Origin of the sequence: Hymenobacter sp. (genome assembly GCF_036387835.1) — a bacterium.
Taxonomy (GTDB): domain Bacteria; phylum Bacteroidota; class Bacteroidia; order Cytophagales; family Hymenobacteraceae; genus Hymenobacter.
Map to the genome: position 1 here is coordinate 15,948 of NZ_DASVSY010000043.1, position 11,676 is coordinate 27,623.

13 protein-coding genes are annotated in these 11,676 nt (G+C 58.1%); 5 read left to right on the plus strand and 8 right to left on the minus strand.

From position 1 onward, the window contains the following. Positions 1-182 precede the first annotated feature (182 nt). From VF639_RS08730 to VF639_RS08750, 5 genes are all read left to right on the plus strand, one after another. Positions 183-590, plus strand: coding sequence for a 6-pyruvoyl trahydropterin synthase family protein (locus tag VF639_RS08730; protein ID WP_331145512.1), 408 nt, complete (start codon positions 183-185; stop codon positions 588-590). Further along, entirely contained in the window at positions 583-1,254 is a 672-nt protein-coding gene (gene folE / locus VF639_RS08735; RefSeq protein WP_331145513.1) for a GTP cyclohydrolase I FolE, read from the plus strand. The genes VF639_RS08730 and folE overlap by 8 nt, the downstream gene beginning before the upstream one ends. 121 nt (positions 1,255-1,375) lie before the next feature. After that, on the plus strand, positions 1,376-2,290 hold the full coding sequence (locus tag VF639_RS08740; RefSeq protein WP_331145514.1) for a TIGR01777 family oxidoreductase: 915 nt from the start codon (positions 1,376-1,378) through the stop codon (positions 2,288-2,290). Between the two features lie 63 nt (positions 2,291-2,353). After that, positions 2,354-3,523, plus strand: a complete 1,170-nt coding sequence (locus VF639_RS08745; RefSeq protein ID WP_331145515.1) for a hypothetical protein — start codon at positions 2,354-2,356, stop codon at positions 3,521-3,523. A gap of 430 nt (positions 3,524-3,953) precedes the next feature. Next, positions 3,954-4,079 carry a hypothetical protein gene (locus VF639_RS08750; RefSeq protein WP_331145516.1) on the plus strand — a complete coding sequence of 42 codons (126 nt, stop codon included), beginning with the start codon at positions 3,954-3,956 and terminating at the stop codon, positions 4,077-4,079. 17 nt (positions 4,080-4,096) lie between these two features. Here the strand turns inward: VF639_RS08750 and VF639_RS08755 are convergent, their stop codons facing one another. The 8 genes from VF639_RS08755 to VF639_RS08790 all read right to left on the minus strand — a co-directional run bounded on the left by VF639_RS08755 (position 4,097) and on the right by VF639_RS08790 (position 11,136). Continuing rightward, positions 4,097-6,487: a penicillin-binding protein 1A gene (locus VF639_RS08755; protein ID WP_331145517.1), complete on the minus strand. Its 2,391-nt coding sequence runs from the start codon at positions 6,485-6,487 to the stop codon at positions 4,097-4,099. A gap of 115 nt (positions 6,488-6,602) precedes the next feature. After that, positions 6,603-7,070 (minus strand): hypothetical protein, encoded by a 468-nt coding sequence (locus tag VF639_RS08760; protein WP_331145518.1) that lies wholly within the window; start codon positions 7,068-7,070, stop codon positions 6,603-6,605. A gap of 50 nt (positions 7,071-7,120) precedes the next feature. After that, complete coding sequence (locus tag VF639_RS08765; protein WP_331145519.1) at positions 7,121-7,513, minus strand: hypothetical protein; 393 nt, start codon at positions 7,511-7,513, stop codon at positions 7,121-7,123. Positions 7,514-7,643: 130 nt separating this feature from the next. Continuing rightward, positions 7,644-8,000, minus strand: coding sequence for a hypothetical protein (locus VF639_RS08770; protein WP_331145520.1), 357 nt, complete (start codon positions 7,998-8,000; stop codon positions 7,644-7,646). 15 nt (positions 8,001-8,015) lie between these two features. Next, on the minus strand, positions 8,016-8,237 hold the full coding sequence (locus VF639_RS08775) for a hypothetical protein (RefSeq protein WP_331145521.1): 222 nt from the start codon (positions 8,235-8,237) through the stop codon (positions 8,016-8,018). Positions 8,238-8,426: 189 nt separating this feature from the next. After that, on the minus strand, positions 8,427-10,091 hold the full coding sequence (locus VF639_RS08780) for a DUF4153 domain-containing protein (protein ID WP_331145522.1): 1,665 nt from the start codon (positions 10,089-10,091) through the stop codon (positions 8,427-8,429). Positions 10,092-10,168: 77 nt separating this feature from the next. Beyond that, complete coding sequence (locus tag VF639_RS08785; RefSeq protein WP_331145523.1) at positions 10,169-10,462, minus strand: winged helix-turn-helix domain-containing protein; 294 nt, start codon at positions 10,460-10,462, stop codon at positions 10,169-10,171. Beyond that, positions 10,459-11,136 (minus strand): hypothetical protein, encoded by a 678-nt coding sequence (locus VF639_RS08790; protein WP_331145524.1) that lies wholly within the window; start codon positions 11,134-11,136, stop codon positions 10,459-10,461. The genes VF639_RS08785 and VF639_RS08790 overlap by 4 nt, the downstream gene beginning before the upstream one ends. Between the last annotated feature and the right edge of the window lie 540 nt (positions 11,137-11,676).

Genomic DNA, 11,676 nt, shown 5'->3' on the forward strand with positions numbered 1-11,676 from the left:
ACTCCGCAAACATCTCGCTACGACCTGGAATGTTTTTTTTCAAGTAAATGATCTTTTATTGAATAGGTTATATCACATATTATTAAACTGACAAAAATACTATTTATGAGTCATATTACCTTACCTCATCAAGACACTCAAATCCAAAAACAAAACCGCTATCCCGTGGTTTCTCTACTCCTATGCCTGTAACTGTCTGCCGTAAAGAACACTTTAATGCTGCCCACCGTCTGCATAATCCCGCCTGGAGCGATGAGCAGAACCAACGCGTGTTTGGCAAATGCAACAACCCCCATTATCACGGTCACAACTACGAGCTAATCGTACGCCTGACCGGTGAGACCAATCCGGAAACCGGCTACGTGTATGACATGAAGCGGTTGAGCGACCTCATAAAGCGCGAGATTCTAGATACCTTTGACCATCGGAACCTAAATCTGGATACGGAAGAATTCCGTCAGCTTAACCCAACCGCCGAAAATATTGCGGTTGTTATCTGGAATCGGTTGCGTGAGCATTTAGACCCGCAGCTGAGCCTCTCGGTTACCTTGTATGAGACCGAGCGAAACTTTGTAGAATATCATGGATAAATCTGTGCCTACCCCGAATGGGGGCACCCCGCCCGTTGACACCCACCTGTCGGCCGACTTACGCACTCCGCTCCGCCCTGATGCCTTTGCCCTGAGCGAAGAGGAAAAGATAGCTGGTATCACCGAGCACTTTTGTGAGATTATGCAGCTACTCGGCCTCGACCTAACGGACGATAGTTTAGCTGGCACGCCGCGCCGGGTAGCTAAAATGTATGTGCAGGAATGGTTCCGGGGCCTTTCGCCCGAATACCGGCCCGAGGTACGGCTTTTCGATAATCGCTATCAATACGGGCAGATGTTGGTGGAGCGAGATATCACACTTTTCTCGTGTTGCGAACACCACTTTGTTCCTATTATTGGTAAGGCTCACGTAGCTTATTTGCCCGGCGAGCATGTGGTAGGGTTAAGTAAACTCAACCGCGTAGTGCAGTACTACGCTCGCCGTCCGCAGGTGCAGGAGCGCCTTACCCGGCAAATTGCCGAGGAACTAAAGCAAGCTCTTCATACCGACAATGTGGCCGTGCTCATTGAGGCAGACCATTTGTGTGTGATGAGCCGTGGCGTAAACGATACCAGCAGTTCCACGCTTACCGCAGAATACGGGGGAGCTTTTGGAGAGGATGCTACGCTACGAGCCGAGTTTTTGCGCTTGATTGGCAAATGAGTTTTAAGACAGATTGCAGGTTTTTCTGGTTTTAGTTATATGTTGCCGTAGTTTTTCAATCTAGGCCCTGAAAGCAGCTCTTTGTCCTACTACTACACACCTATACTAAAGCTCTCTAGCCATGTCTCGTAAAGTCCTCATCAGTGGTGGTACTGGTATGATTGGCACCCGTCTTGCCGAGATGCTTATTGATGCGGGCTATGAGGTAGCCCTGCTCAGTCGGCAGGCGAGCACCGGCCACTACCGCAGCTTCCGTTGGGACTTGCGAGCAGGCACCATCGATGAGGCCGCTATACCCTACGCCGATTACGTCATCAACCTAGCGGGGTCTAGTGTTTCGGATGGCAAATGGACGGAGGAGCGCAAGCGCGACATTCTTACGAGCCGGTTGGGTGGCACGGCCCTGCTGGCGCGGGAGCTAGCCAAGGCCGGCCATCACGTACGAGCGTTCGTCTCAGCTTCGGCCATTGGCATTTATGGCGACAGCGGCGACCGAGTAGTGAACGAGGAAACTATCCCCGCCTCGGCCTCCGACTTTCTGGTGGACGTTTCGCAGAAGTGGGAGTTGGCAGCGCACGACGTGGAGCGCCTTGGCATCCGGACTATTATCACCCGTATCGGTATCGTGTTGAGCCCGGAAGGTGGTGCGCTGGTGCCACTGGCGCGCACCGTGAAGATGATGGCCGGGGCGCCGCTTGGCACTGGCCGGCAGTTTATGTCTTGGATTCATCTAGACGACTTGTGTCGCCTGCTAATGCAGATGCTGGAGGAACCGCAGTGGCAGGGCACTTACAATGCAGTGGCTCCGAACCCCGTCACTAATAAGGAATTTACGGAAACCTTGGCTAGTGTACTGCACCGCCCGTTGGTGCTGCCCAAAGTACCAGAGTTTGCTTTGAACCTGATGATGGGCGAAATGAGTGAGATTGTGCTAGCCAGCCAACGCGTCAGCGCCGAAAAAGTACTTCGGCAGGGCTTCACCTTCGAGTATCCCCACTTAAAGCCGGCGCTGGAATCGTTCTACGAAGAGGAATAGCAGCAATCAATGCGGACGTTGCTGCGAATACTGTTAGTGCTTTCCCTCTTTTGCCTGGTTTACTTGAATTATCGGCTGTACTATCAGCCGCAGATGGTCCGGATTGCCGGCCGGCCGCTCAATCAGGACTTACTAGGGCAGTTGCGCTTCCTGAAGACGCGTATGCACCAAGGGGCGGCGGAGGATATGCAACAGGTGTATCCGGAGGGCTACGTATACCTCAACGCCCTTTACGGCCTGACCTGGGTGGAGCTGGCGGCTGGTTTGCCTGATAGTTCAGCTTTGCATCATGAGGCTTTAGTGGAAACGTCGTGGGCGATGCGAGCTATTCTTTCGCCAGCCGGACGCGTCGTATTTGAGCAAGACTTGCCGCTACCGTATGGGGCCTATTACCAAGGCTGGTCTACTTACCTGCTGGGCCGCTACTTGTCGGTGCAGCCGCCCGCTCAACGAACCGCTGCTGACGTAAACCTGTTCGAGCAAAACTGCAGGCAAATAGCGCAAGCCCTTGCGGCAAGCTCAACTCCCTACCTTGAGTCGTATGCGGGGGAGGCTTGGCCGGCTGATGGGGTAATGTGCCTGGCCGCCCTGGCTTGGCATGACCGGATACTGCCGCCACGTTATCAACCTACCATCCGGCAGTGGCTCACTACTGTTGATACCCGCCTCGACTCTCTGGGTATGATTCCGCACAAAACCGACGCCACTACGGGCAAGGTGCTGCAGGCAGCTCTTGGGGCCTCCCAAAGTCAACAACTTAACTTTCTGTACGAAGTGGACTCCACTTACGCCCGCCGACACTTCAGCTTGTATCGGCACTATTTCCTTACTTCCCGGTTTGGCTTGCCAGGTATGCGTGAATCGGCACAGGAGGCAGACAACGCAGAGCATATCGACTCGGGACCAGTGCTGCTGGATGTGGGCGGCGCGGCATCCATCGTGGGCCGACGCGTTATGCAGCGCTACGGCGACACGCTTACGGCTATTGGCCTGCGCAATAGCATTGAGGCCTTCGGGGTTCCTTTTCAGAGCAGTGGCCAGAAACGTTACCTTTTCGGCCAACTGCCTATGGCAGACGCTTTTATTGCCTGGAGCAATTCCTTGGAAGTAAATCAGGCTATGCACACTTCGCACAGTTGGTGCGGCCGTTTTCAGGGGCTTTCCGCACTGACAGCCGCCGGGTTACTGTTTACTTTGCTGGCGCTTCAGCGTAAGCCAAGTCACATTTCATAGAATTGCACCATAGAATTAACTGCTGTTACGCAGAGCCTGTGCTGATTCGCTGGAAACGCCCTTTCACCACCCTGGCAAAGCGCCTTGCCAGCAAGTAGGTGCAGGTCGTGCGTAACATCAGGAATTAAGTTGTCAAAGAACCGCAACAAAGCTTCATGTTCAATTGACGCTGAGAAAAGCTGCTCTTATCGCAAACACGATGGATATTAACTGGCTCCAGAATAAGCCTAAACATACGGAGTCTTCTGGAAAAGCTTTGGTGCTTTTTCTGCTTCTGTTAATGACTTCTTGCAATGAACTCACAAAACGAGCATGCGGAGAACTTACTGGAAAGCACAAGCGATATGTTGACCACTTGAATACTGCGTACGAAGGTCAATTGCGTGTTCAGCAAGTACCCTGTTACCCCGGATATTTAGAAGTAAAATGCTTGGTTCCAGCCGCCACTAGCATCCTCGATTCCATTGAATCATCAGCAGCCAAGCTTGGCTGGATGGAAGTCCTCGTGTACGATTCCGACGGGAAGCTACAACGCGGTAACACCATCTCCATGTAATGCAAGCCTGTTGCCCTTTATAAACTATCCGGTATGGGCACGGCACCGCTGTTAAGATTTTCCAGCAGGTTATCAACCACAATGGTATCGACGGCTTCTGCCTGACGACGGCGCGGCTGCTCGGAGACGCACTGGTAGCGGCGCGTGATTTTGCCGGGATATTTGGGGAACGGGCCCATGGTAATGCCGAGGTCGGAATCTTCGTAGACCTTTTCCATGTATTTGCCGAAGATAGGCAGCGCCGTACGGCCACCTTCGCCCTGCTGGGAGCCCTGGAAGTGAATGCTCCGGTCTTCGCCGCCCACCCAAACCCCCGTCACAAGGTCTTTGGTGACCCCCATGTACCAGCCATCGGAATAGTTGGAGGTGGTGCCGGTTTTGCCGCCGATCTGGTTGTTTTTCTTCCACAGTTCATATTCCCACAGCGCCTGTGAGGTGCCGCCGGGTTCGTCCATGCCGCCGCGCAGCATGTAAAGCATCAGCCATGCCGTTTCCGGGGCAATGGCGCGCCGCTGCTTGGGGTCGAATTGCTTGATGACGTTGCCGTTGCGGTCTTCGATGCGCGTAACCAGGCGGGGTTCCGAGCGGAAACCGGTGTTCATGAACGTGCTGTAGGCGTCCACCATTTCGTACACGCTCACGTCGCCGGCCGAGCCGAGGCCAATGCTGGGCACGGGCAGCAGCGGGCTGGTGATGCCCACTTTGTGCGCGTATTTTGCCACGTTTTCCCAGCCCACTTTCTCGGTCAGTTGGGCCGTTACGGAGTTCACGGAGCGGGCCATGGCGTGCCGCAAAGTCATGTTGATGCCGGTGTACTCGCGGGTCACGTTGTCGGGCTTCCACTCCATGGGCTGGCCATTTTCGACGTAGTTGATGGTTACGCGCTGGTCGCGGATGCGGTCGCAGGGGGAGTAGCCGTTGTCGAGCGCCGTGAGGTACACAAAGGGCTTGAACGTGGAGCCCGCCTGGCGCTTGCCCTGCTTCACGTGGTCGTACTGGAAGAAGCGGTAATCGAGCCCGCCCACCCAGGCCTTAATCTGGCCGGTGAAGGGGTCCATCGACATCATCCCCGATTGCAAAAAGTGCTTGTAGTAAGCCAGCGAATCGAGCGGCGACATCACGAGGGTGGTGTCGTTGTCGTCCTTTTTCCAGGTAAACACCTTCATGGGGCGCTTGGCGTTCAGGGCCGAATCCAGGCGCTGGGGCTGGTTGCGGTAGCGGTTGGCCAAGGTCTTGTAGCTCTCGGTGCGCTTCATCTGGGTGGCGATGAAGTCCGGGATTTCGTTGCCTTCGTCGTCTACCCACGGGTTTTTGCCGCGGTTGCGCCAGAAGTTGTCGAACTGCCGCTGCAAGGTTTTCATGCGCTCGTGCAGGGCTTCTTCGGCGTGGGCCTGCATGCGCGAGTCGATGGTGAGGTAAATTTTCAGGCCATCGCGGTACATGTCGTGGCCGGTGCTGTCGCACCAGGCATCCACGAATTGGCTGACGGCACTACGGAAATACGTGTCGGGTCCGTCGATGTGGGGCTCGACGTGGTAGTCGAGCACGATGGGCTTCGCTTTCAGCGCGGCAATTTCGGCGGCGGGCAGCACGTTGGCTTGGCCCATGCGGTCGAGCACCACGTTGCGCCGGCGCAAGGCCGCGGCCGGATGAAACTTGGGGTTGAAAGCCGTGGGGTTGTTGAGCACGCCCACCAGCATGGCGGCTTCTTCGGGCTTGAGGCTGTCGGGCGAGGTGTTGAAAAAGGTCTTGGCGGCTACCTTGATGCCGAAAGCGCTGGACCCGTACTCCACGGTGTTGAGGTACATCCGCAGGATTTCTTCTTTGGTGTAGCGCTGCTCCAGGTCCACGGCCGTCAGCCATTCCTTGGTTTTGGCCACAATGGTGCTCACCACCGGGATGTAGCCCAAGCCGCCCCGGCTTTGCTGGCGGCGGATTTTGTAGAGGTTTTTGGCGAGCTGCTGGGTGATGGTGGAGCCGCCGCGCTTTTCGCCGCGCAAGGACGAGACCGCTCCGCCCAACACGGCCGCCAGGTCAATGCCGGAATGCTCGTAGTAGCGCACGTCTTCGGTGGCAATGAGGGCTTTGATGAGCAGCGGCGACATTTGGCTGAGCGGCACCGGCGAGCGGTTTTCGCGGAAGTACTTGCCAATCAGCACGCCGTCGGAGGTGTAGAGCTCGGAGGCTTGTTCGACTTTGGGATTTTCCAGGTCGGACAAGCTGGGCGACTTGCCAAACAGAAACATGAAGTTGGTGCTCACCAAAAACGGGTACACCAGAAAGAAGATGATGACCAAGCCGAACAGTACCCAGGCCCACCTGCTGACCCGCAGCGGCCAGCGGCGGCGGGGAGCTTGCGGTTTGGCTCCGGTGGAAGGGGCAGAAATTGGCGGTTTAAGGTCGGCCATGCGAGGCAGCAGGTGGAAGACGGGGCTGAGCCCCCGCCGCAAGGAAGGACAAATATACCAGTCCCTCGCCCCAAAAGTGAGTGATTACTGTGCGGCTGACTCGGCTGGGCGGGCGCTAGCGGCGCTGCCGGGCACCCAGGAGGGCTTGGTGGTGCACGTTGCGGCGGGCCTTCACCCGCCGGGCCTGCCAGCGCCACGCCAGTTCGCCCAAGGCCAGCAGAATGATGCCCAGCCCCAGGAAATAGCTCCAGTGCAGCATGCGAACCTGCCCGCGGGTGGGCGAATTCAACTCTTCGAACAGAAACAGGCCCCAGAGCTCGTCAACGAACGTGAAAACCCAGACCGCCGTGGCAAAAACGCGCCCGGCCCGGCCCAGTGCCAAGTGCCAGTGCAGCAGGTAAAGGGCCACCCCCGGCAAGGCCGAAAGCAATATCAGCGGCACTTCCTTGATGAGGGGCAACCCCAGGAAGACCATGCTCAGCGTTTCCTTCAGCACTTGGGCGCCGGCCAGGGTGCGGCCCAGGCGCGACAGTTTTGGGAAAGCGGGCTGTGGGTGCAGGTGCGGGTGGGAAGAAGTGGGCATAGGGCGGGCAGAACGGAGGTACCAAGAGCCGCCAAGATACTGAGTGGCCGTCAGTAACGCCGCGCCATACCCCGGCTGACCTGGCAGCGCCAGGTCAGTAGCACAATCAAAAGCCCTTTTACGGAATCGAGCAGCAAGTTGTCGCCCTTGCCGAAGGCGTAGTAAATGCCGATGCCAATGCCTATCCACCACACACCCAGCAGGTAGCACCACGTGGCAAAACCCGGCCGGCGCTTCCACACCTGCACCAGGGCCACGGCCACCGCCAACGACACAAAGAGCAGCAGCCACGCCACGATGTAGGCCAGGAAAGTGGTTTCGGGCCCGTATTTCACCCCAAATTGACTGAGGGTGAAGGCTGGGGCGAAAAACGCTCCCCCCGTCAGCGCCAGCTCCAACAGCAAGGCAATGAGGAGCACAACCAACAGGGACGAACGGGCCATAAGGCAAAAGCAAGCGTGATGCCGTCAGGGGCTTTTATCGGCGTGGGAACCCCAGTGGGCCGCCAAGCTAAACAATAAACCCGGATACCTCATAAGGTTCAGCTTCTACCGGTGGGGTAGGCTGGCCCCTTCATCCGCGAAACATGGCCAACGAAACCAGCAGCAACAGGATGCCCCCAACAAACGCCGACCCGGTTACCAGGCCCAGCACCGCCGTTCGGAACAGGAAACGCGCCCACCGCGGGCCGGCGTATGCCTGCGGCCAGCGCCACAGCACCAGAAGCAACTCCGCCCCCAGCCCAGCTACGGACGCCAGCGCCACCACCTGCCACAGGCGGTACGCGCCGGGCGTATTCGGCCAGATTTCGTCGCGAAAGCCCAAATTGACCGCCGCCACGGCCACCGCCGCTACCACCAGCCAGAGCCGGGCGGGCACCACCGGCCGGGCAGGCAACAAGCGTTGCCACTCGCTTTGCGTTATCATCACATTCACGGCGCTAGGCTAGCGGTTGGACCACAACAGCATGAGCTGCGTGAAAGCGAGCAAGAGCAGGCCCAGCAGCACGGCGGTGGCCGGCAACACCCCGCGCACGAGGCGGCGCCAGCGCGCTTCCGGCGAAGCCGCCCGCTCCTGCCACGTGAGCAGCACGCCGAGCAAGGCCACGTCGCCGATGCAAAAGAGGGCACCCAGGATGGTGAGGACTAATTGGGGAAGAGGAGTCATGGGAAGAGCTTAGCAAAAGAGACTGGGTTCAAGAATTATGCCCTCGGCTTGCTGACGAGCTTTCTCGCAGAGGTTCGCGGAGGAAAAACGCGGAGGTCCGCAGAGTTGACTGCCAGACCTCTGCGGACCTCCGCGTTTTTCCTCCGCGAACCTCTGCGAGAAACCGACCGTGCGGAAGTTTTAAGGTTGTTAGAACGCCTGGGGCCGGGGCTTCCAGTCCCGCAAGGCCCGGTGCGTCTGCCAGTCGGCGTAGGTGCGCCCTTGCCAGTCCGACTGGGCCCGGTAGTGGCCGAGCCACTGGCTCACGGCGGCATCGAGCTGCTGCTGGGCCTGCGCGGCGCTGATGGTGACCGTGGTGCCATACTCGTTTTCCGCCGACAGTTCAACGGCTTGGTCAAGCAGGGCGCGCCGGGCCACCAGCGTGGGCAGCGCACGGCCGGGCATGTCGAGCAGAAACCCGATGTCCATGCGCCGAAAGCGGGACTGCAGGTTGTAGCGGGCTATCCAGCTTTCCCAGTTGCCGGCGGCCAGCAGCAGCAACACGGCGTACACGGCCAGGGAATTGAGGCGAATGAGGCTGTAGGCCGAGCGGCGCTGCCAGATTTTGAGCAGCACCGTAACCAAGCCGAATAACGTGAGCAGCAGAAAAAAGCACACCCCAATGCGCTTGTAAGCCAAGCCACTGTGCAGGATGTAGTAGTAATTGCGCAGCCCCACCGACGTGGCCAGCACGGCGTTTTGCAGCACCCACACCGTGGCGCCCCAGCGCAGCCACGGCAGCCCGGGCGCATAGAAGTTGAGGTTGCGGCGGAAAAACCACAGCACGATGCCCATGGCCAGCAGGATGCTGAGGATGAGCACGTAGGTGCCTTCGTGCACGAACTGCGCGAGGTCGAAGCCGGGCTCCGGCACGAAGCCGAACCAGAGCCAGTTGACGTCGATGGCATTGACGACCAGCAGCAGCAAATTCACCAGCCCAAACACGGCCACGGCCGCGATGAACTCCTTGCGCAAGTCGAGCGCCCCCGCTGTTTTCCAACTAAAGTCGGGGCGGCGCACCCCAAAGGAGGCCACCCGGTCGCGTTGCCGCCGCACAAACTCGCCAAACCGCGACTCGTGGTCGGCGTAGAAATGCACAGGCACCGCCACCAGCACCCCCGCCATGACCACAAAGCCCAGTGCCAGGAACAGGAGGTGCCCCAGCGAAATATCGGGCAGCAACCGCACCAACCACTCGCCAAGCCACTCGAAGGCCCGGCTGCTCAGGTCGCGGTACACGGGGTTGGCCACCGCAAAAAGGAAGTGAAACGCCCCCAGAATCACAAGCGGCACCAAAAACAAGCGGCCGTAGAACCACCCGCGCCGCATTCCGGCGCCGGTGTTGCGCGGGGCCCGCACCCCTCGCAGCACACGCGGGCCGGCTTGTGCCACGCTGCTGGCCGCCGTGAGCAGGGCATAAAGCACCAGCTTGAGGTGGGGCTGGTTCACGTAGCCCAGCATGAGCAGCACCGAAGCCACGCACGCCAGCCCGGCCGCTGTCGAACCGTACACGGCCACCATTGCGCCACTCAGCAAGCTGCCTCCCACCGTCAGCCAGAAGCAGCCCGAGCGCCGCACCGCTGCGTGACGGGGCAGCAATGCCACTTGCGCCGCCACCACAAATATGGTAAACAACAGAACGTTAACCCCTCCTCCCTCCTGCCAAAAAAGCCAGTCGAACAACACCACGCCCAGCATCAATAAGAGCTTTTGGGTGGCGGTGAGCGGCGTCGCCGCCGGCTTGGCGAAGGCCGCAAAGACGGGTTGGGTGGTGCCAAATGGCAACTGCTCCGGGTAATCAGTGAAAGGTGTCATTTCTGTAATTTTAAAGAACTTTGTATTTCAAAGTAAATAGGCAAAAAAAGAGACGGGCATCCGAGCCCCGCCAAAAATCAGGGCCGCAGCAGCTTCTCCAGCGTGGTCAGGTGTTGCTGAAAAGCCAATTTGCCGGCTTGCGTTGCCGCGTAGGTGGTGTTTGGTTTTTTGCCAATGAACTGCTTGCTGACGGCCACGTATTCGGCCTTTTCGAGCGCGGCCACGTGGCTGGCGAGGTTGCCGTCGGTCAGGTCGAGCGCTTCCTTTAGGTCGTTGAAACTGACTGCTTCGTTGGCCATCAGCACGGCCATTACGCCCAGCCGCACGCGGTGGTCGAAGGCCTTGTTGAGGGTATGGATGAGGTGCTTCACCGGGACACTACGGGTTTAGCAGCCGCGCCGGCTGCATTGGCGCGCTCGTAGCGGCTATACATCACCAGGCCGTAGCCAATGTGCCCCAGGCCAAAACCCAGCCCAAAGAAAATCAGCCCCCAGCCCGGCAGTAGCATGCACACCAGGCCCAGGCCGATTTGGGTAAGCCCCAGCCAGCGAATTTCGTCAAGGGTGAATTTGCTGGCATTGAGCAGCGCCAAGCCATAGAACACCAGCAGGCCGGGCACCACCATGGCCGCGTCGCCACCCAAGTACAGGCGGACGCAAAACAGGCCGCCGGCCACCAGCGGTATCGCCAGGGCCACGGCCAGCCGCCGCCCGGGGGCGCTCCACAGCTTTTGCCCGTCGTGGTGCGTGCGGCGGTGCGTGAAGTAAAAGGCCACCAGAAGCGCCACGCCTATCATTGCCCCCGACAGCAGCAACAAGAACGGCAGGGCCGTCCGCCGCTCTTCCACCGAGGTTTGCATGAGGCGCAAATAACCCTCGGGGTACTCGTTTTTGAGGTAGAAATGGCCAATGGTGACGCCCACCAGTGCGACCACCCCCGCCCCCACCCCGCTCAGCCCGGACAGCGACAAAAACCGCGAGCTGCGCTCCATGATGGCGCGAATTTCGGTAAGTTGGGCAAGCGGGTCGGTGGTGGCGGGCTTCATAATTGTCGAAGTGCTTTGTGATGCAAAGTTAGAAGGAATATGCAGCGTCCAACACCTTTTGCATAAATAATCAAAAAAGTCAGTCCCAAAAAAGGAAAAGGACTCCGTAGGCACCAACTGACCGAGCTAATCATCATCTGCAATGCATTGTCTTCCAGACATATAATTACCGATACGGCAGGTGCGGCAAAAGCATTGGCCGCATACATGTTTCCCATTTTTATAATTTATTAAATACCTGAAACCTTCTAGCTAACACAAGCCGTAAGTCGTTCGCCGCCCGAAAAATATCATTCAGCAAGCAATTCAGGCCTTTCACCGGCACAAGTTACTTTAACCCATCGTTTACCTTCCACTTCAATTTTTTGCACTATGCCTTTCACTTACCTTTCTGCTGCTACTTCCTCTCCTTCCGCTTTGGGTCGCACCCTGTACGTGTGGTTGCTTAGCAACTTGGGCGGCACCGCATTGCTGATTTTCGACTTTAGCTTTAAATATCCTACCGATTTGATTGTGCCGCTGGTTGTAGGCTTGATGGTG